The sequence below is a fragment of the Aliihoeflea sp. PC F10.4 genome (assembly GCF_054612275.1).
Genome location: NZ_JBTSWH010000001.1, coordinates 4,113,962 through 4,133,988, shown reverse-complemented (window position 1 = coordinate 4,133,988; position 20,027 = coordinate 4,113,962). Strand labels below are relative to the sequence as shown.

General features: G+C 63.1%; 22 protein-coding genes. 7 read left to right on the top strand and 15 right to left on the bottom strand.

The genetic code is table 11. The annotated features are described in order from the left end of the window. Positions 1-2: 2 nt before the first annotated feature. A complete protein-coding gene (locus tag ACX82Z_RS20780) occupies positions 3-1,004 on the bottom strand; it encodes a DUF808 domain-containing protein (protein WP_459590992.1) in 1,002 nt (333 codons plus the stop codon). A gap of 188 nt (positions 1,005-1,192) precedes the next feature. Here ACX82Z_RS20780 and ACX82Z_RS20775 point away from each other — a divergent pair, with 188 nt between their 5' ends. Next, entirely contained in the window at positions 1,193-1,888 is a 696-nt protein-coding gene (locus ACX82Z_RS20775) for a DUF1013 domain-containing protein (RefSeq protein ID WP_459590991.1), read from the top strand. A gap of 68 nt (positions 1,889-1,956) precedes the next feature. On the opposite strand, the gene ACX82Z_RS20770 is transcribed toward ACX82Z_RS20775, so the two are convergent. The 5 genes from ACX82Z_RS20770 to ACX82Z_RS20750 form a co-directional block, all read right to left on the bottom strand. Continuing rightward, positions 1,957-2,271 (bottom strand): hypothetical protein, encoded by a 315-nt coding sequence (locus tag ACX82Z_RS20770; protein ID WP_459590990.1) that lies wholly within the window; start codon positions 2,269-2,271, stop codon positions 1,957-1,959. Between the two features lie 73 nt (positions 2,272-2,344). Next, on the bottom strand, positions 2,345-2,572 hold the full coding sequence (locus ACX82Z_RS20765; RefSeq protein ID WP_459590989.1) for an NINE protein: 228 nt from the start codon (positions 2,570-2,572) through the stop codon (positions 2,345-2,347). Between the two features lie 66 nt (positions 2,573-2,638). Further along, entirely contained in the window at positions 2,639-3,358 is a 720-nt protein-coding gene (locus ACX82Z_RS20760) for a helix-turn-helix transcriptional regulator (RefSeq protein WP_459590988.1), read from the bottom strand. A gap of 82 nt (positions 3,359-3,440) precedes the next feature. Beyond that, positions 3,441-4,232, bottom strand: a complete 792-nt coding sequence (locus ACX82Z_RS20755) for an SDR family NAD(P)-dependent oxidoreductase (protein ID WP_459590987.1) — start codon at positions 4,230-4,232, stop codon at positions 3,441-3,443. Positions 4,233-4,904: 672 nt separating this feature from the next. Beyond that, complete coding sequence (locus tag ACX82Z_RS20750; protein WP_459590986.1) at positions 4,905-5,777, bottom strand: ArsR/SmtB family transcription factor; 873 nt, start codon at positions 5,775-5,777, stop codon at positions 4,905-4,907. Here ACX82Z_RS20750 and ACX82Z_RS20745 point away from each other — a divergent pair. Further along, positions 5,736-5,954: a DUF1127 domain-containing protein gene (locus ACX82Z_RS20745; RefSeq protein WP_459590985.1), complete on the top strand. Its 219-nt coding sequence runs from the start codon at positions 5,736-5,738 to the stop codon at positions 5,952-5,954. The genes ACX82Z_RS20750 and ACX82Z_RS20745 overlap by 42 nt on opposite strands. A 53-nt stretch (positions 5,955-6,007) precedes the next feature. Here ACX82Z_RS20745 and ACX82Z_RS20740 read toward each other — a convergent pair whose 3' ends face one another. The 3 genes from ACX82Z_RS20740 to ACX82Z_RS20730 all read right to left on the bottom strand — a co-directional run bounded on the left by ACX82Z_RS20740 (position 6,008) and on the right by ACX82Z_RS20730 (position 8,587). Further along, a complete protein-coding gene (locus tag ACX82Z_RS20740; protein WP_459590984.1) occupies positions 6,008-6,331 on the bottom strand; it encodes a c-type cytochrome in 324 nt (107 codons plus the stop codon). Between the two features lie 120 nt (positions 6,332-6,451). Next, complete coding sequence (locus tag ACX82Z_RS20735; protein ID WP_459590983.1) at positions 6,452-7,732, bottom strand: PQQ-dependent sugar dehydrogenase; 1,281 nt, start codon at positions 7,730-7,732, stop codon at positions 6,452-6,454. Between the two features lie 90 nt (positions 7,733-7,822). Continuing rightward, on the bottom strand, positions 7,823-8,587 hold the full coding sequence (locus ACX82Z_RS20730; RefSeq protein WP_459590982.1) for an SDR family NAD(P)-dependent oxidoreductase: 765 nt from the start codon (positions 8,585-8,587) through the stop codon (positions 7,823-7,825). Between the two features lie 97 nt (positions 8,588-8,684). Between ACX82Z_RS20730 and ACX82Z_RS20725 the strand changes: the two genes are divergently transcribed. Beyond that, on the top strand, positions 8,685-9,581 hold the full coding sequence (locus ACX82Z_RS20725; protein ID WP_459590981.1) for a LysR family transcriptional regulator: 897 nt from the start codon (positions 8,685-8,687) through the stop codon (positions 9,579-9,581). A 12-nt stretch (positions 9,582-9,593) separates the two neighbouring features. Here the strand turns inward: ACX82Z_RS20725 and ACX82Z_RS20720 are convergent, their stop codons facing one another. Continuing rightward, positions 9,594-11,498 (bottom strand): propionyl-CoA synthetase, encoded by a 1,905-nt coding sequence (locus ACX82Z_RS20720; protein WP_459590980.1) that lies wholly within the window; start codon positions 11,496-11,498, stop codon positions 9,594-9,596. Positions 11,499-11,615: 117 nt separating this feature from the next. Between ACX82Z_RS20720 and ACX82Z_RS20715 the strand changes: the two genes are divergently transcribed. Beyond that, a complete protein-coding gene (locus tag ACX82Z_RS20715) occupies positions 11,616-11,777 on the top strand; it encodes a hypothetical protein (protein ID WP_459590979.1) in 162 nt (53 codons plus the stop codon). Between the two features lie 15 nt (positions 11,778-11,792). On the opposite strand, the gene ACX82Z_RS20710 is transcribed toward ACX82Z_RS20715, so the two are convergent. The 5 genes from ACX82Z_RS20710 to ACX82Z_RS20690 form a co-directional block, all read right to left on the bottom strand. Further along, positions 11,793-12,521: an SGNH/GDSL hydrolase family protein gene (locus ACX82Z_RS20710; protein ID WP_459911913.1), complete on the bottom strand. Its 729-nt coding sequence runs from the start codon at positions 12,519-12,521 to the stop codon at positions 11,793-11,795. 91 nt (positions 12,522-12,612) lie between these two features. Next, complete coding sequence (locus tag ACX82Z_RS20705; RefSeq protein ID WP_459590978.1) at positions 12,613-13,638, bottom strand: class I fructose-bisphosphate aldolase; 1,026 nt, start codon at positions 13,636-13,638, stop codon at positions 12,613-12,615. A 164-nt stretch (positions 13,639-13,802) separates the two neighbouring features. Next, positions 13,803-14,585: a Bax inhibitor-1/YccA family protein gene (locus ACX82Z_RS20700; RefSeq protein WP_459590977.1), complete on the bottom strand. Its 783-nt coding sequence runs from the start codon at positions 14,583-14,585 to the stop codon at positions 13,803-13,805. A 199-nt stretch (positions 14,586-14,784) separates the two neighbouring features. Next, positions 14,785-17,283 (bottom strand): ABC transporter permease, encoded by a 2,499-nt coding sequence (locus ACX82Z_RS20695; RefSeq protein WP_459911911.1) that lies wholly within the window; start codon positions 17,281-17,283, stop codon positions 14,785-14,787. 44 nt (positions 17,284-17,327) lie between these two features. Beyond that, positions 17,328-18,029, bottom strand: coding sequence for an ABC transporter ATP-binding protein (locus tag ACX82Z_RS20690; protein ID WP_459590976.1), 702 nt, complete (start codon positions 18,027-18,029; stop codon positions 17,328-17,330). Between the two features lie 88 nt (positions 18,030-18,117). On the opposite strand from ACX82Z_RS20690, the gene ACX82Z_RS20685 reads away from it, so the two are divergent. From ACX82Z_RS20685 to ACX82Z_RS20675, 3 genes are all read left to right on the top strand, one after another. Beyond that, positions 18,118-18,753: an arylesterase gene (locus tag ACX82Z_RS20685; RefSeq protein WP_459590975.1), complete on the top strand. Its 636-nt coding sequence runs from the start codon at positions 18,118-18,120 to the stop codon at positions 18,751-18,753. Positions 18,754-19,045: 292 nt separating this feature from the next. Next, a complete protein-coding gene (gene thpR, locus ACX82Z_RS20680) occupies positions 19,046-19,645 on the top strand; it encodes an RNA 2',3'-cyclic phosphodiesterase (RefSeq protein WP_459590974.1) in 600 nt (199 codons plus the stop codon). 67 nt (positions 19,646-19,712) lie between these two features. Continuing rightward, positions 19,713-20,009, top strand: a complete 297-nt coding sequence (locus ACX82Z_RS20675) for a 4a-hydroxytetrahydrobiopterin dehydratase (protein ID WP_459590973.1) — start codon at positions 19,713-19,715, stop codon at positions 20,007-20,009. The last annotated feature ends 18 nt before the right edge of the window (positions 20,010-20,027 follow it).

Here is a 20,027-nt window from a genome sequence, read left to right as displayed (position 1 = left end):
GTTCAGGCCTTTCCGCGCACCAGTGCAAAGGCGGGCAGAAGCACTTTGCCGACGATCGGGACGAGCGCGAGACCCAGCGCCAATCCGAAGACGCCATCGAGCGCGGCGGTGACGATCCATTCCACCGCCGCCTCGCCTGCCCCGATGAGATGGGCCGCCTGTGCCGCGACGCCTTCGATGAAATGGCTGATCGCACCGAAACCGAGAACGGCGAGCCCATGGGTCACGATCTGTCCACCGACCCACAGCATCGCCGCCGTGCCGACGATCGAGATCACGTTCATGATGCCGGGCATCGCCTTGACCAGCCCGCGCCCGAAGGCGCGCGTTCCAGAAAGCCGTCCGATCTGGGCGAGTTTCAATCCGGCATCGTCCATCTTTACCAAAAGCGCGACCGCGCCATAGACGAGCGCCGTGATCCCGACCGCGACCAGCGCCAACACGATGCCGCGCGTGATAACGCCCTCGGCCTCGATCGCTGCCAGCGCAATCGTCATGATCTCGGCCGACAAGATGAAATCGGTCTTGATCGCGCCCGCCACGCGCTCTTCTTCCAGCCGCGCGGCGTCGAGTTGCTGCGGCTGTTCCGCATGATCTTCTTCATGCGGCGAAAAGAGATGCGCGACCTTCTCCGCACCCTCGAAACACAGATAACAACCGCCCAGCATCAATAGCGGCGTCATCAGCCAAGGCGCGAAACTGTCGAGCAGGAGCGCGAGAGGCAGGAGGATCACGATCTTGTTGAAGACCGAGCCGCGCGCGATCTTCCACACAATCGGCAATTCGCGTGCTGCCGGCAGGTTCTGGACGTATTTCGGCGTCACCGCCGTGTCGTCGATGACCACGCCGAGCGATTTCGCGCCTGCTTTCGCCGTATCGTCGATCACCGCGCCCGCGACCTTGACGCCGACACGTCCCGCCTGCGCGGCTACGTCGTCCACCTGTGCGGCGGCGAGTTTCGCCAGCGCGGCCACGTCATCGAGAAGCGCAAGCAGTCCGCTCATGCTGCATATCCCTGTTTCATTGGCACGCTAAACCGGCCGCCCCCGCTCCACAACATCGCGCATGCCTGGGCCACTTTCCGTTGCGAACAAACCGAATTGCCTTTATATGCAGTAGTGATTTTCCCAATTCGGTGGCATTGCCCACCGCCCGCGGCAGGGACCGCGGGCGAACAGGAAGGATTTATCTCATGGCCAACACCCTGCTCATGCCCAAGGCGACGGCCGTCTGGCTGGTCGACAACACCGCGCTTTCCTTCGATCAGATCGCAGCGTTCTGCACGTTGCACCCGCTCGAAGTGAAGGCGATTGCCGACGGCGAGGCCGCGCAGGGCATCAAGGGTCTCGATCCGGTCATGACCGGCCAGATCACGCGCGAGGAGATCGCCAAGGGCGAAGCGGACGAGAATTACAAGCTCAAGATCGCCGAGCCGAAGGTGCGCGTGCCCGAAACCAAGCGCCGCACGCCACGCTATACGCCGCTTTCCAAGCGGCAGGATCGCCCCAACGCCATTTTGTGGCTGGTGCGCAATCATCCCGAACTGAAGGACGCGCAGATTTCGCGCCTCGTCGGCACGACCAAGGCGACGATCGAGCAGATCCGCGAGCGTAAGCACTGGAATTCGGCTCACCTCGTTCCGATGGACCCTGTGACGCTCGGCCTTTCCTCGCAGATCGACCTCGACCTTGAAGTGCAGAAGGCCTCGCGCAACCTGCCGGCGTCAGAGCCGACCGGCGGAACGCTGCTGCCGGCCCGCGAAACCGAAACGCTGGAAGTCGGCACCGAAAAGGACAACGACGAACTCGACGCGGATGCCGTCTTCGCCAAGCTGTCGTCGCTGAAGTCGACCAATACCGATGACGAGGAAGACGACAACCGCTTCTGACGGTCGGAACAAAACAAATAAAAAGAAGGGCGCTTCGAGCGCCCTTCTTTTTATATGCTGCTTGTCGGTCAGGCCGCTTCCCTGCGACGTGCATGTTCGGCGTTCAGCCGCTTCATCGCACCCGCCAGAACGGCAAGCTTCGCCTTGTTGCCGGTCGCCGAGGTCGCGGCTTCGTTGCCCTTAGGCGCCGCCTTGCCGCGCATCTCGCGCCTGCGGCGCTGAACTTCGGAACTTGCCTTGTCGCGGCGCTCGCGCATCAGCTTGATGACCGATGCCAGTTCCTTGTCCTTGAGGTTCTGCAATTCGGGGTGATGGGTCTTGGCGACGATTTCGCGCTCGTCTTTTGTCAAAGCGCGGTCTTCGTCACGGCGGCTGATGGACATGGTTTTCTCCCCTTCGTCTCATTGAACGGTTCGGGGGACCAACGGGCGCTTTGCCCGATGGTTTCATGAAAAATCAGCGCAGCCGCCCTGCCTCCATCGTCTCGACGCGGCGTTCGAGATTCGCCTGGCGAACCATCGAAGGCAAGAGGAACAGGTCGATGATCTGGCCGATGCCGAGCAGGCCGAGCGTGAACAGCCAGAGCAGGCCGGTCCAGATGCGTCCGGTATAAAAGCGGTGCAGCCCGCAAAAGCCGACGAGGCCGACGAGCCACAAGAGGAAGGCGACGGGTCCCGATTTCATGCGTCCAATTCTCCGGATCGAGTTTTACCGCACCACAGATAGGCACGCATCGCTCCGATTGCGAGATCAGGACGTGGTGCGCCGTTCGGCCCATTCGCGCGCGGACTGATCGTGCTCGATCCTTCGGTAGAAATCGGCGAGCCGCTTGCCCTTCTCGTGCCGAAAGACGGTGCCGTCGCAGGCGACCGAGGCGATCCTGTCGATGCGGAACGCCCGGAAGTCGTCGCGCAATTCGCACCAGGCGACGACCGTCCAGACCTTTCCCCAGAACCAGAGACCGAGCGGCCGGATCTGCCGGCAGGACGACGCGCCCGCCTCGTCGCGATAGTCGATCGAAAGCACATGTCGCGCCTCGACCGCGCGTTCCAATGTGTCGATCGTCCGGCGCTCGGCATCGCTGACGACCCAGAGCGGCATGTGGATTTCAGTGCGGTCGATACGCCCGCGCTCCGCATCGGGCAGCACGGCGGAAATCTTGACCAGCGCCTCTTCGGCAGCCCGCGCCATGGCCGCTCCGCCGAAGGCGCGCACCATGCGCGCGCCGGCGACAAGCGCCACGATCTCGTCGCGGGTGAACATCAATGGCGGCAGGTCGAAGCCTTCGCGCAGGATGTAGCCGACGCCAGCCTCGCCATCGATCGGCACCCCGGTCGACTGCAAATCCGCAATATCACGATAGATCGTGCGGTCAGACACTTCCAGCCGCTCGGCCAGCATGTGCGCGGTAACGAGCCGCCCGCCGCGAAGATGTTGCACGATCTGGAACAGCCGATCCGCGCGTCGCATGGGACGATCCTCTCCTCGGGGCCTTCCCCGTCAGATTGTCAGTATGGACGGCTCCTCCTGACAGCCTGATGTCAGGAGGATGTCAGCTTTCGGGCTTTACCTCCACCGTGTAGTTGAGCGGCAGGCGCCCGCCATCGGCATAGACGGTCTGGCCCGTGACGTAGGATGCGTCGTCGGAGGCAAGGAACACCGCGACCGATGCGATCTCGGACGGATCGCCGATCCTGCCCATCGGCGTGCGCGACAGGATGCGGTTCTTCGCCGCCGGGTCGGCGTTCACTGCCGCCAGCATGTCGGTCATGATCGAACCTGGCCCGATCGCGTTGACGCGGATGCCATGCGGCGCAAGCGAAATCGCCATCGCCTTGGTAAGCTGCGAAACACCGCCCTTGGAGATCGAATACGGTATCTGGTTAGGCAGCGCGAAGACGGCGTTGATGGATGACATGTTGACGATCGCGCCGGGCGCGCCGCCCTTTTCGATCTTTTCGACCATGTAGCGCGCGACAGCCTGACCCGTCAGGAACGAGCCTTTGAGATTGACGCCGAGCACGCGGTCGAAATCGTCCTCCTTCAGATCGAGGAACTCAGCGCCATGGACGATGCCGGCATTGTTGACGAGGATGTCGATGTCGCCGAAAGCGTCGAGCGTCGCGGTGACGAGGTTCTGCACGTCGAGCCGCTTCGACACGTCCGCCTTGATAAAACGCACCTTGCCGAGCCCCGACAGGTCGCTTTCGGCCTTGCCGCCCTTGGTCGTGTCGATATCGGCGATGACGACCTTCGCCCCTTCACGCAGGAAGCGGTCCGCGATGGCGTAGCCGATGCCGCCCGCCGCGCCCGTCACGATCGCCGTCTTTCCATCGAGTCTCATGTCGTATCCTTTCTCGTCAGTCGGTGAATCCATAGCGCGAGGCTAAGCGAAGGAGCAAGGCATGCAGGGACGTCGCCGCGCCGACAGGCATCGGCAGTCGTTCGGAGCGATGACGCGCGGCAGTGCCTCCGCACCGAAAAGTCGGCCGGATCGTGCGAAGAGAAGATCGGGAAGGCGACGGTCCGCTTCACGCTCTTGAGAATATTGTTATTGCGATCGGCAGGACCGTCGCCCGGCGGTTTCGTATCGCGTCCACATCACTGGGGCAGAAGGTTCGGGAAGACCCGACTTCTCTGCCTTAGCGCGCGTATGGCGCACCCCGTACCTTTAAACGGGCTGCAAGATGCCCCGGCCGCGACATCCCTAACCGCACGGCTACGTTTTCCGCACGACCAGAGCGCCGGTTCCTCCCCGCATCAGAACGTCTCCGGACGCGTTCCCGGCGGGAGGAACTGCGGTGGATGATAGAGCAGGTGTGGAGAGGGTGGATAAGTTTTGCCGAAAGAACGGAACCCGAGCGTCGGCCAGCGGACGGGTTAGGGCATGAATTTCGGTGACGAGCACGGGACTAACGGCTTCAAGCTTTATGCCAATAGTGGATTTCGAGATTTGCAGAACGTCCGTGAGGGCCGTCATTGTACTCGTAACGAGAGCCTAGCCTCGAACTTTCCGTCATTCCATCCTGCCTTGCCAGTCGTTGGGCAGGCCGAAGGTTTCGGCAAGGCCGCGCTCGCCGCTGCGCGTGACGATGAGCGCGCGGCTGTCCGGCAAGCGCTTTACCCATTGGCGTTCCACAAGGCGATCAAGAATCGCTGCACCGAGCCGTCCGGCCAGATGATGCCGGCGCTCGCTCCAGTCGAGGCATGTCCGGCAAAGCGGCCGTTTCGAACCATTGCTGAGATCGAGCCCGAAATCCGTGACGAAACCTTGTCCTGCCGGCGTCAGCATGCCGGCACCGTCGGCAAGCACGATCAGGTTTCTTGACTGCATGGAATCGGCGATGGCGAGGCCGAGCCTGCCGGCAATATGATCGTAGCAGGTACGGGCCTTGCGAAGTGCCGTATCACGCGGGCCGAGCGGATGATGTCGCTTCGGTCCCATGGATGCGACGATCGAAAGCGTTTCGACCATCTGTGCGACTTCGGCGGAGGCCATTCTGTAGTAGCGGTGCCGACCCTGCCGTTCGGGCACGATCAATTCGGCTTCCGCAAGACGAGAAAGATGCCCGCTCGTCGTTTGCGCCGTTACGCCGGACGAACGGGCCAGCTCTCCCGCCGTCAGCGCCTGCCCGCTCATAAGGGCGGACATGATGTTGGCGCGAGCAGGCTCACCCAGAAGCGCTGCTACGGTCGCGATGGCATTGCCTGAAGCCATGTTCGTCATGCGTGGCAGCATAGAAGCAACCGTCTGGAAAGCCAGCCCGAACGCTTCGGTCCCGGCCGAAACATCCACAGTCGCAAGCCAGGTAGAAAGGGAGGATCGATGTTTCGAAAGTGATCCGATATGGCCGCAAACGAAATCGCCAGCTTCGGTGTGCCGTGCCACCGCCCGCCCTCGCTCACGCACAGGAACTGTTCCGCGCTACGCCTCATTTTTCGGATCTGGCCGCAAAGGCGGGACCAGCGCGCAAGGTTGCTCGAACTCGAACCTCATGAGCTTCGCGATATCGGCATCGACCGGGATGAGGCCTTGCGAGAGGGGTGCAAACCATTCTGGCGATGATCAGCACCAACCCGTTGCAAGGCGGCGTCCCGGTTGAGAATCGAATATCCGTATTATTGAAAGTTCGCCGCGATGAAGGCGGAAAGGTTGGCGATATCCTCATCGGACAGATTCGCTGCGACTGGCCGCATCAGACCCGAGTTGGGACCGACATTTTCTCCCGCGCGATATTGCTCGAGCCGGTTGACGAGGTAGTCGGCATCCTTGCCCTCGACCGGGGGGAAGGACGCCATACCGCGCCCGGTACGTCCGTGGCATCTTGCACACGAACTCGCATACATCTTTTCCCCCGCGGCGATATCGGCGGTCGACGTATTTTGTGCGAAGGCGGGAAATGCGAAGGCCAGCAAAACCGCTGAGCCGGTCAAAACTCTCATGATGAAGCACCCTTTGGAATTGGACGATATCGAAGGCGCACCGGGCAGCGACCGCCGGGACGGCAGCCGCTGCCCGGTTGATAAGCCGCACGGCCTTTTGGCGATGCGGCCTGCACCGACCTATTCGGGCGTGATGCGGTAGATGTCGCCCTCGTCGATGGCTGCGTAGAGATTGCCATCCGGCCCCTGCACCAGCGACCGGAAACGCCCGGACTCCATCGGAAGCTCCATTTCCGACACGTCGTTGACCGAAAGCCCGTCTTCAGCCAGATCGATGATGTCGATACGCTGGCCGACCGGCGTTCCGCCGAAGCCGATCCCCATCAGACCGACGACCAGACGGCCATCCCATTCGCCCCATTGATCGCCCGAAAGGAACGCGGCGGAGACACTTCCCTGAGAAAGGCCGTTATTGTTCCATGCCGGCTTCATGGCGTCCGGATAGGTCGCAAGATCCGTCATCGGCATATATTCGGCACGTTCCTGCGGATTCATCTCATCCATCTGGTTCGGCTCGTAGCCGCAGTAGCCATCGGGGCACTCGCCGCGTCCGGCCTCGTCGGGGCGCGGGTCCCATCCGCCATTGCCGCCGGCGACCAGCGCGGTGATTTCGTCGGAATGCCATGGACCGTGTTCGGCGACGACCGGCTGCCCGGTGTCGGGGCGGAACGCGATGCCCTGAACGTTGCGGTGGCCATAAGTGAAGATGCGCGGATCGAACCCTTCGGGCGCGCCATTGCCCTCGATCGGCTCGCCGTCACGGTCGATGCGCAGCACCTTGCCGCCGAGCAGCGTCGGGCTTTGCGGCACTTCGGCATTGTGCGTGTCGCCCGTCGTCACGAAAAGATGGCCTTCGGGGTCGAAACGGATGCGTCCGCCATTATGCGCGCCGGGCCCGCCGAAAGGCTGATCCGTTGCGACTGGCTTGTAGGGAATGTCGTCGACGATGTCGGTGCGGTCCGAAACTTCGCTGAGATCGTCATTGACCACCATCCGCAGGACACGGTTTCCGCCCGGCTCGGTCAGATTTGACGCCGAATAGACATAGATGAAACGGTTCTCGTCGAAATCGGGATCGACGGCAACGCCGTTCATGCCGGCCTGACCCTCGCAGAACAGATCATCCCCGGCGCTGGAAAAACCCTCCGTGTCCCCCATGCCCAGAAGCGGATTGACGTCCCCGGACGGCAGCAATACCGAAAGGCCACGGCATTTTTCCGTGAAGAACATGGTGCCGTCCGGCAAGAACGCCATGTCCCAAGGGTCCTGAAGTTCGGAAAGCACGATCTCGTGGCTGAGGCCCGGTCCCTGACCTTGCGCCAGCGCCGCAGCCGGCAAAATGACGACCGTTGCAGTTGCAACAGCCGCCACTGCCGGCCAAGTTTTCAACTTGCTAGGCATTGAAATTCCTCCCGTTGTTTACGGGAAGAATATAACCACACCGATCACATCAGAACCAGCTTATATTACGCAAGGGAATGTAGCTGAAATCTAGATCAGCATGCCGCCCGAAACTTCGATACGCTGCGCGTTGACCCAGCGATTGTCGTCGCTCAGGAGCGAGGCGATGGCCGGGCCGATATCGTCCGCCACCCCGACGCGGCCAAGCGCGATCGTGCCGGCGACATGCGCATTCACGTCCGGGTTGTCCCGCACGACGCCGCCGCCGAAATCGGTCTCGATGGCGCCCGGCGCGACGGCATTGACCGTTATGCCGCGCGATCCCAGTTCCTTGGCGAGATAACGCGTCAAAACCTCGATGCCGCCCTTCATCATCGCATAGGCCGAATAGCCGGGCAGTGAGAAGCGGGCCAGGCCGCTCGACAAATTGACGATGCGCCCGCCATCGGAAATGACCGGCAACAGCTTCTGCGTCAGGAAGAACACGCCCTTGAGATGGATATTCATCAGGCGGTCGAAATCGGCCTCGCTCGTCTCCGCGAAAGGCGAATTGATGCCGATACCGGCATTGTTGACGAGATAGTCGAAATTGTCGCGCTGCCAGTCGCGCTTCAGCGCAGCTTTCACCGCCTCGACGAAATCCGGGAACGTCGCGGATGCGCCGGTATCGAGCTGAAGCATGACCGCGCGACGGCCAAGAGCGCGCACCTCGTTCGCGGTGGCTTCGGCCTCTTGCGCGTTGGAATGATAGGTTCCGATCACATCGATGCCGCGACGAGCGAGCGCAAGCGCGGTGTTGCGCCCGAGCCCGCGGCTGGCGCCGGTCACGATGGCGATTTTGACGTCCTTTGACATGTCGTTTTCCTTTTCGGTTTTGCCTGCACTATCTGGTTGCTGTTGCCGTTCGGATAAACCATCATAATTCGCGTACACTATTCGGGATTTTCGGATTATGGATCGTCTGGACGCCATGCTCGTCTTTACGCGCGTCGTAGAGCGGCAGAGCTTCGTGCGCGCGGCGGAAGATTTGGCGCTGCCCGCCTCGACCGTGACGGATGCGATCAAGAAGCTCGAACGGCGCATCGGCGTGCGTCTTCTGGAGCGCACGACACGGCAGGTTCGCGTGACGTTGGACGGCGATGCCTATTACCGGCGCTGCGTCGATATTCTGGGCGACATCGAGGACGCTGAAAGCGCGTTCAGCGCCGCCGAACCGGGCGGTTTGCTGCGCGCCAACGTGCTTGGCAGCCAGGCACGGGAAATGATCCTGCCACACCTGCCGGCATTCCTCGACCGGTATCCTCAAATCGATCTCCATCTCAGCGAGGCCGACCGGTTCGTCGATCCGGTGCGCGAAGGGTTCGACTGCGTCATACGCGCCGGCGCGTCACAGGAAAGCGACCTCGTCGGTCGGCAGATCGCGCTGCTGCGCGAGGCGACGATCGCCTCCGCTGGTTACGTCCAGCGATTCGGCATGCCCAAGCGCTGGGACAAGCTCGACGGGCACCGGATGGTCGGGTTCCATTCATCGCGGCTGGGGGCCGTGATGCCGCTGGAATTTCAGGTCGATGGCGAACTGCGCACCGTTACGCTTCCGACCCGGCTGGTGGTGAGCGGAACCGAATCGCTACTGGCGGCCGCGCTCGAAGGCATCGGCATCATCCAGGTGCCGCGCTACTCGATCAGGGCGCATATCGAGCGAGGCGCGCTCGTCGAAATGCTCGCGCAAACGCCGCCGTCGCCGACGCCCATTCATGTGCTCTACCCGCCCAACCGCCATCTCAGCTTGCGCGTGCGCGTCTTCATCGACTGGATCGTCGAGCTTTACCGGAAGCTCGAACAGGGCTGACGCAGATCGTTCCTAACCGATCCCGCGTCCCTTCAGCGCCGCGCTGACTTCGTCCAGTACCGCCGGATCGTCGATGGTCGCGGGCATCGACCAATCCTCGCGGTCGGCGATCTTCTGCATGGTCGCGCGCAGGATCTTACCCGAGCGGGTCTTGGGCAGCCGCTTGACCGAGACCACGGTGCGCAGGGCCGCGACGGGGCCGATCTTCTCACGCACCAGCGCGACGATTTCGCGCTCGATCTCGCCGGTGGGACGGTCGACACCGGCATTCAGAACCACGAAGCCGCAGGGAATCTGCCCCTTCATCGTGTCGGCAATCCCGACGACGGCGCATTCGGCGACGTCGGGATGTTCGGCGATGACTTCCTCCATCCCGCCGGTCGACAGACGATGGCCGGCCACGTTGATGATGTCGTCGGTGCGCGCCATGATGAAAAGATAGCCGTCTTCATCGATGATGCCCGCGTCGGCGGTTTTGTAATAGCCAGGGAATTCGTCGAGATAGGCGCTTTTGAAGCGGTCGTCCGCGTTCCACAGCGTCGGAAAGGAACCGGGCGGCAGCGGCAGTTTGGCGACGACGTTGCCGAGCGTGCCGTGCGGAACTACGTGGCCGGCATCATCGAGGATCGCCATGTCCCAGCCGGGCATCGGAACACCGGGCGAGCCGTATTTGACCGGCAACATGCCGAGCCCGACCGGGTTCTGCGTGATCGGCGCGCCGGTTTCGGTCTGCCACCAATGGTCGATGACCGGTTTTCCAAGATGGGTTTCCGCCCATTTCACCGTTTCGGGATCGGCCCGCTCGCCGGCTAGGAAAAGGGTTCGGAATTTCGACAGATCGTATTTGCCGATGAATTCGCCCTTCGGGTCCTGTCCCTTGATGGCGCGAAAGGCGGTCGGGGCGGTAAAGAGCGCGACGACGCCATGCTCTGAAATGACGCGCCAGTAGGTTCCGGCGTCGGGCGTGCCGACCGGCTTGCCCTCGAAGACGATGGACGTGCAGCCATGAAAGAGCGGTGCATAGACGATGTAGGAGTGGCCGACGACCCAGCCGACATCCGACGCCGCCCAGAAGACCTCCCCCGGCTTGATGCCGAACTCGTTTTCCATCGACCAGGCGAGCATGACGAGATGCCCGCCATTGTCGCGCACGACGCCCTTGGGCTGGCCCGTCGTGCCGGAAGTGTAGAGGATGTAGAGCGGATCGGTGGCCTTCACCGGCACGCATTCCACGTCGCGCTTTTCCGCTATGGCCTTCGCGACGGTGGACGCATAGTCGATGTCACGGTCGGGCGTCAGTTCGCAGGTCTGCTGTTCGCGCTGAAGGACGATGACGGTCTCGACCTTGTGCCGGGCCAGCGCGATCGCACCGTCATAAAGCGGCTGGTAAGCGACGACGCGCGTCGGCTCGATGCCGCAGGAAGCGGCGATGATGGCTTTCGGTTTCGCGTCGTCGATGCGGGTGGCAAGCTCACGCGCGGCAAATCCGCCGAAGACGACCGAATGCACCGCGCCGATCCGCGCGCAGGCAAGCATGGCGACGGCCGCCTCGGGCACCATCGGCATGTAGATGATGACGCGGTCGCCCTTCTCGATGCCACGGTCCTGCAACACGGCGGCCAGCGCGACCACTTCGGTCTTGAGGTCGCCATAGGTCAGCGTGCGCCGGGTTTCGGTGACGGGACTGTCGTGGATCAGTGCGGGCTGGTCGGCGCGGCCGTTTTCCACATGACGGTCGACAGCGTTGTAGCAGGTGTTGCAGATCGCATCGGGAAACCAGCGTCCGTAGATTCCGGCGGACGGATCGAAAATCCGGTCCGGCTCGCGCACCCAGTCGACCAGCCGCGCCGCCTCGCGCCAGAAGCCGTCCGGGTCGGCCCGCCAGCGTGCATAGGTCTCGTGATAGCGCGATGCCATATGTTCCTCCCTCTCTTCCGAATTGGTAGCGGGCCGACAGCGGGCCTGTCCAGCGCGGCGAAAGTCGGACAGACGTGCCCATACCTGCTATGGAAGGTGACAGGGGATTCGCAAAACATGCAGTCGAAAGTCGTCGCCTTCCTGTTCATCGCCGCGATGGTCGTGCAGATCATCAAGCCGATCGGCATTCCGGGCCTGAGAAAACGCGGCGATTTCTGGAAGATCGCGGTGGCGGCGATCGCCGTCATGATGCTGACGGTGCTGATCCGGCCTTACTGAAACGCGCAAGCGCAATTACGCTTCGACGATATCGGTATCGAGCAGGATCGGCAGGAGATGCTCGGCCCAGCGGTCATAGCCGGCTTCCGACGCATGGAAACCGTCGAGCGAAAAGCCGGCGATGGGGTCGTCGATCGGCAGGCGCGTGGCAGGCACCGCGCCGCGTTCAAGACACAGGCGATGGCCCCAGTAATTGATCAGCCCGGCACGAATTTCGAGGATGCGCCCTAGCGCGGGCGGCAGCGCCGGCATCAAGGACATTTCCACGACCGGCGACCACACGACGCGCGCTTCCGGCCATTTGGCCCGCAGCGCATAAAGCAGCGTGCCGAATTCGCGGTTGAACCGGCGGCCGGTGTGGAAGTTCTTTGCATCGTTGGAGCCGACGGTCAGGACCAGATGCGTCCAGTGGCCGGGGTCCATGTTCGGCACGACATGGTCACGCAGCCGTCCGGCGGTCGCCGAATTGAAGCCGGCCGCGCGCCAGACGACGGGACGGCCGGTGGCCTCATGCGCACGTTGCGCGATCCGCGCGGCTAGGCCGCGCTCGGAGCTTTCGACGCCGACCGACGCGGCAGATGAGTCACCGAGAACCAGAAGATTGATCGGCTCCCCCTCCCCCGCGATGCGGTGGATGACGGGGCCTTCGGCCGGCAGCATGCGTGCCACGCGGCGGCGCACGGAAAGTCCCTGCCAGACATAGACTGGAAAGGCGAGCCAGGTGAGGAGCGGCAGAAGCGACATCGCCCGATTATAGCGAGCAAGCTGGCAGCAAAAAGCCCGGATGAGGGTCATCCGGGCTTGTGCGTCACTGTGACCTGCAAGTGGCGGTGTATCAGCCCTGCTTTTCGAGGTCTGCCGACCATTTGCCCTGAGCGGCAAGGCCGTTCATCTTCGCACGGTGGGCGAAGGCGGCCTGCGCGGCGGCGACGTTGTCCGCCTTGCCGGCCCATGCCTTTTGGGGTGCGGCCTGAAGCGCGCGGCCATAGGAGAAGGTGACCTTCCACGGCAGCGGGCCTGCCGCGTTTATGGCGTTGAGGTTGGCGGTCGCTTCCTCGTCGGACTGGCCGCCCGACAGGAAGGCGATGCCCGGAACGGCGACGGGAACGGTCTCACGGAAAACCTTGAGCGTCATTTCGGCGATCTGCTCGGGTGACGCCTTGGCGCCCGACTTCTTGCCGGGAATGACCATGTTCGGCTTCAGGATCGTGCCTTCGAGGTTCACATCGGCCGCGTAGAGCTCGGAATAAAGCTGGAGCAGCGTGACCTTGGTCACCTCGTAGCAGGTGTCGATATCGTGCGCGCCGTCCATCAGGACTTCCGGCTCGACGATCGGCACGATGCCCGCTTCCTGGCAAAGCGCCGCATAGCGCGCGAGCGCATGGCAGTTGGCGTCGATCGACGTGGCTGACGGGACGTTGTTTTCCTCGTCGATGTCGATCACGGCACGCCATTTGGCGAAGCGTGCGCCCAGCTTGTAATAGTCGGCAAGACGTTCGCGCAGGCCGTCGAGACCCTCGGTGACGGTATCGCCGGGAAAACCGGCAAGCGGCTTGGCACCGGCATCGACCTTGATGCCCGGAACAGCGCCAGCGGCCTTGATAAGATCGACGAGCTTCGTGCCGTCGGCGGCCTTCTGGCGGATCGTCTCGTCATAGAGGATGACGCCGGAGATGTGGTTCTTCATGGCGGCGTCGGCGCGGAACATCAGCTCGCGATAGTCGCGGCGGTTCTCTTCGGTGGACTCCACCTTGATTGCATCGAAACGCTTCTTGATCGTGCCGGAGCTTTCGTCGGCGGCGAGGATGCCCTTGCCGTCGGCAACCATGGCGAGCGCGATATCTTCGAGACGTTCCGTCATCTGCAATCTTCTCCTGATTAACTGGGTGGATTGCCGATAGCAGATGGCAGCTTGTAACGGAATGCTGCGCCGCACGCTCCAATCGATTGAAATATCACGCCTTGCAACGAAACGAAAAAGGGCGGCCAAAAGGCCGCCCCGATCCAGCTATTCGTTCGCCGCGACTACTCGCGGTTGCCCATGAACTGGAGCATGAACAGGAACAGGTTGATGAAGTCGAGGTAAAGACGCAGCGCACCCATGATCGCCTTGCGGCCCATGGCAACGGCACCGTCACCCTCGTAGTACATTTCCTTGATCTTCTGCGTGTCGTAGGCGGTCAGGCCAGCGAAGACGAGAACGCCGATCGCCGAGACGGCGAACTGAAGCGCCGAAGACTGCAGGAAGATGTTCACGATCATCGCGATGATCAGGCCGAACACGCCCATGATCAGGAACGAGCCCATGCCCGTCAGATCGCGCTTGGTCGTGTAGCCCCACAGCGACAGAGCGCCGAAGGCGGTCGCAGTGATGAAGAAGGTCTGCGTGATCGACTGGGCCGTGTAGACCAGGAAGATCGACGACAGCGACACGCCCATCAGCGCGGCATAGGCCCAGAACGTCGTCTGTGCGGCCGATACGCTCATCTTGTCGATGCGGAACGACAGGAAGAAGACGAGAGCGAGCGGAGCGAGCATGACGACCCAGCGCAGCGGCGAGCCGTAAAGCGTCGCGCCGAGCGAGGTGAGCATCTGTCCGTTGCCGAGCGTGGCGACGGCCTGGCCCGGATCGGACGTGACGGCCAGCGAAACGGTGCCGAGCGCGGCAACGCCGGTGATGGCAAGGCCAAGCGCCATCAGATTGTAGACCCTGAGCATATAGGAGCGCAGGCCCTGGTCGATCGACGCGTCGGCCTGGACGCCGCCAGCGGCCCCGTACCGCGCCTGATAATTACGAAGGTCAGCCATGTGAATGGTTCCTCTTGCTATGCGTCCCGTCCGGTGTCGGGCCGTTTGAGATCAAACGCCCCAGGCGCCGCTGGCGGGACTCCAGCATGCCTGACGCAGAATATGCGCATTCTTTGCTGCGTTCACAAGACCAAACCGGCCCTGAAACACCCCGTGAGCGGCGGCAATTGGTCCCAACCGTAAAAAATATGCGCCTTTCCTAAAGTTCTCTGAGCACCGGCGCGGCCTTATGGCCGAGAACACGCCATGTTCCCACCAGCCCGAAGCCGACCGTCAGCACCAGCGCGAGGACGATCGTGGAGAACGCAACCTCGGGCAAAAAGGCCGATGGGAGGCCCATGATGCGCGCGATGACAAACCACGCGGCAACCCCGCCTGCAAAGAGCGCGAAGGTTGCCGTCGCAAGGCCGATGATGGCGTATTCGAGCGAGAAGGCCGAAATCAGCGTGCGCCGTGTCGCGCCGAGCGTCTTGAGCACCACCGCATCGTGGACCCGCGCGCGATTGCCGGCGGCCAGCGCACCCGAAAGGACGAGCACGGACGCGACCAGAGCGACCGCCGCCGCCGCGCGAATGGCGATGGCAAGCTGGGCGACGATCTCGTTGACGATGTCGAGCGCATCCTTGACGCGCACCGACGTGACCGACGGGAACGTGCGCGTGATGGAATTCAAGATGCGTGCTTCCTCGCTCGCGCTCGCCCCGTCGTCGGAGAGCGTCGCCAGCCAGGAATGCGGCGCGCCCGCAAACGTGTTGGGCGAGAACACCATGACGAAGTTGATGCCCATCGATTCCCACTCGACCTGCCGGAAATTCGCTATCTGTGCAATGATGTTGCGGCCAAGCACATTGACGGTGATCGTGTCGCCAAGCGCCAGACCAAGCTCCTGCCCCTCGTCGGCCGCGAAGGAGACGAGCGGCTCGCCGTCGTAATCAGCCGGCCACCATTCGCCCGCGGTAAGCGTCGAATTTTCCGGCACATTTTGCGCATAGGTAATGCCCCGATCGCCGCGCAGCACCCATGCGCCTTCCGGCGGCACGGTGATTTCGCGCACGTCGACATCGTTGATAGCCATGATACGCCCGCGCAGCATCGGAACGCGAATGAGCTTGCCTTCGGGAGCTTCCGCTTCGACCAGAGCGGCGAAATCGTCCACTTCGCTCGCCTGAATGTCGACGAAGAAGAAGTTCGGCGCCTGTTCCGGTAGGTTTCCGGATATCTGGCGGCGCAGATTTCCATCAATTAGCGCCAGCGTGACGAGAAGCGTCAGCCCGAGGCCAAGCGACAGGACGACGGAGGGCGTCAGCGCGCCCGGGCGGTGAATGTTGCCCACGGCAAGCCGCAGCGCGGTGGAAGAGACGCGCGGCGCGCGTTTGGCGAGGAATTGGACAAGCCAACCGACGGCGCGCAGGACGAGGAAGGCGAAGATCGCCGCCCCGACGAAGATGATCGCGATGCGCCTGTCGCCCGAAAAGCCGATTGCGAGCACGGCAAGACCGATCGCGATGGCGGCTGCGGTGACGACATAGACGGCACGCGGCAGGCCGCGTCCTTCAAGCCCCAGTTCGCGGAAGAGCGCGGTCGCCGGAACGTCGCGCGCTCGCCCTAGCGGCAGAATGGCGAAGGCCAGCGTAACCATAAGGCCGAAGACGGCAGCCAGCGCCAGAGCGCCCGGATAAAGGCCGCCCTCGGACGGGATCGGCAGGACGGCCGCGAGCATCGCGCTTGCGGCAAACGGCATAAGCGCGGCCAGCACCAGCCCGATGGCGATGCCGACGACCGCGATGATGAGGATCTGGATCAGGTAGATCGCAAAGACCAGCGCGCCCGACGCGCCGAGGCTCTTGAAGGTGGCGATGACGCCGCGCTTGGCGTCGAGATAGGCGCGCACGGCGTTCGCCACGCCGACGCCGCCGACAACGAGCGCGGTGAGGCCGACAAGCGTCAGGAACTGCGAGAAGCGCTCGATGTTGGAGGATAGCGCGGGCGCGGCGTTGGTGCGCGAGCGGATCGACCAGCCGGCCTCGGGAAAATCGGTTCCGGCTGCTTCGCGCACAGCTTCGATCTCGTCTTCCGACGTGCCGAGCGGCATGCGGATCTTGTAGCCGTGCTCGACGAGGCTGCCTTCCTGCAAAAGGCCGGAAGCGCGAAGCCCGTCCATCGAGATGAGAAAACGCGGCGCAAGGCCGAAGCCGTCCGAGATGGCGTCAGGCTCATTGACGAGTTCGGCGCGAAGCTCGAACGCCTGCTCGCCCAGCATGACGCGGTCGCCGACTTCAAGGCCGAGACGCTGGAAGAGGATGTCGGGCGCAACCGCGCCGAAAACGCCGTCGCGCTCGGCAAGCTGGTCCTGGAAGGGTTCGGCAAGGGTCGTTTCGACCGCGCCGTAAAGCGGGTAGGCCTCGTCCACGGCCTTCGCTTCGACCAGCGTCTGGTCCGACCCGTCTTCGAGCCGCACCATGGAGCGGATGCCGGCCGTGTGGGTGACATCGCCCTGAGCATCGAGAAAGGCGCGTTCTGTGTCGTTCACCTCGCGGTGGACGAGTTCGAAGCGCATATCGCCGCCGAGCAGCGTCTGGCCCTGATTGGAAACGCCGAGCGTGATCGCCTGCGCGACCGAATTGACGCCGCCTATGGCGGCGACCCCGAGCGCGATGCAGGCAATGAAGATCAAAAAGCCGGAAAGCCCGGCGCGCATCTCGCGCACGGCGAAACGGAAGGCGAGCGAGACGTCGCGCGAATTCACGCGGTCACCGCGTGAAGCTGCTGCGGTTCGGCCTCGATGCGACCCGAGCGGATCGCGATCTGGCGCGAACAGCGCGCCGCAAGTGCGGGATCGTGCGTGACGAGCATCAAGGTCATGTCGCGCTCGGCGGCCTTGGCGAACAGCATGTCGGAAATCTGCCTGCCGGTCGCCTGATCGAGATTGCCCGTCGGCTCGTCGGCGATAAGGAGACGCGGCGACGGCGCGAGCGCACGGGCAATGGCCACGCGCTGCTGCTCGCCGCCCGACAACTCGCCGGGATAGTGGGTGAGACGGTCCTTCAGGCCCACCTCCGTCAATTCGCGCTCCGCGATCTCGAACGCGTCAGCACGGCCGGCAAGCTCCAGCGGCACGGCGACATTTTCGAGCGCCGTCATGTTGGGGATCAGGTGGAAGGACTGGAAGACGATGCCGACATTCCTGCCGCGAAAGGCGGCGAGCCTGTCCTCGCTCATTTTCGTCAAATCCTCGCCGGCGATGGCGATCGTGCCCGCGTCGATGCGCTCCAGCCCGGCGAGCACCATCAGGAGCGTCGACTTGCCCGAACCGGAAGGGCCGACGATGCCGGCCGTCTCACCAGCGGCGATATCGAGGCTGATGCCCTTCAGGACGTGGACCGACGACGCGCCCTCGCCGAGCGTGAGCGAAACGTCCTTCATGCGGATGACGGGTTCTGCCAAGGACGATCGCTCCTATATGATGCCATGATGGGAACGACCGTTCCCGAATGGGCCGGGATTCCGGCTGGTCGAATATGGGTTTTCGATGATGGCGTTCAATTCTTCCATACGCGTTTTGGTCGCAGCCTGCTTCGCGGCGATGGCGGCGATCGGCTCCGCACGCGCGCAGGAGGCCCAGATCGTCGCGTTCGGCGACAGTCTGATGGCCGGATACCAGCTCAATCCGGGCGAATCCTTTCCCGAAAAGCTGGAAGCGGCGCTGCGCGAGCGCGGTCACGATGTGGTGATCGCCAATGCCGGCGTCTCCGGCGACACGACGACGGCGGGCCTGGCCCGGCTCGACTGGTCCGTGCCGGACGGGACGGACCTCGTCATCCTCGGCCTCGGCGCCAATGACATGCTGCGCGGTGTCGACCCGGACATTCCCCGCCGCAACCTGGCCGAAATGATCGAGCGCCTGGAAGCGCGCGACATCGAAATCATGCTGATGGGCATGCTCGCCGCGCCCAATCTCGGCGCGAATTACGGCGAACGCTTCGACGCGATCTATCCCGATCTGGCCGCACAGTTCGGCCTCGAACTCTACCCGTTCTTCCTAGACGGGGTGACGACCGTCGCCGGCATGACGCTTGAGGACCGGATGCATCCGAGCGCCGCGGGTGTCGACCGCATGGTCGAGGGCGTTCTTCCGATGGTCGAGGCATGGCTGAACGCGCAGGAATGAGGCTTTAACCGTTGATGATTTACGCTGCGCTGCAAAATCGCTTGCGAACCAAAGCCAGCGATGATTCGTTTAAGGCAGACGCAGTCGATTCGAGGAGGTGAACAGGCCGGACTCGGAGTGCCGGTGACAATTCCCGGACGGCAGATGCCGCTATTTCCGACGCGTTTTTCTGACCAACCGGCTCTCGCCCGATCTTCGGGCTTCGATCCCGCCTTCGGCCTTTTTTCAAAATCCAGCCGAAGCGCAGGGCACCGCGCTTGAATTGCCGGTGGATCAAGGGGAAGGACCAGACATGCCGCGATTGTTCACAGCACTCGAAATCCCGCGCGATGCAGCTCTTTCATTGTCTTTGTTACGTGGCGGCCTTTACGGCGCGCGCTGGATCGACCCCGAAAACTATCATCTGACGCTGCGCTTCTTCGGCGACGTCGAAGGCCATGTCGCAGACGAAATTGCCGGTGCGCTCGACCGCGTGCATCGCGCCTCGTTCACGCTCGCCCTTTCCGGCGTCGGCGCGTTCGGCTCCAAGAAGCCGCACTCAATTTATGCCGGTATCGCGCCCTCTCCCGCGCTTCACGCGCTGCAGGGCGAGATCGACCGCATCTGCCGGCGGCTCGGCCTGCCTGCCGACGCACGCAAGTTCACGCCTCACGTGACGGTCGCGCGCCTGCGCAACGTGACGCCGGGCGAGGTCGCGCATTATCTGTCCCAGCGCGGAAATTTCTCGACCGCGCCCTTTACTGTCTCCCGCTTCGTCATGATGTCCTCGCGCGATTCGGTCGGCGGTGGGCCCTATGTGATCGAAGAGACCTGGCCGCTCGATGCGAATGAAAAAACCGGCGCAGGCGCGGATTGGGGCCTGTCGCCGCAACCGGCATGGCAGGCGCGGTAGCGTCGGGCCGAAAAGTGGGCACCGGTTTTCGGATAGACCCGATGCGCCGTCGAAGAGGAGAACGATAATGCCGGTCGCAAAACTTGACGAGGCCGCGATCGCAAAGGCGATCGCTGCCCTACCCGGCTGGACGCGCGACGAAGACGGCCTCGGCATCTCGCGAAAGTTCAAGTTCAGAAACTTCAACGAAGCGTTCGGCTTCATGACGCGCTGCGCGCTGGAAGCAGAAAAGGCCGACCACCACCCCGAATGGTCGAACGTTTACAACAAGGTCGATATTCGCCTGACGACGCATGATGCGGGCGGGCTTTCGCAGCGCGATTTCGACCTCGCGGCCAAGATCGACAAAATCACGGAACGTTGAAGACGGCCTCGCGGCTTC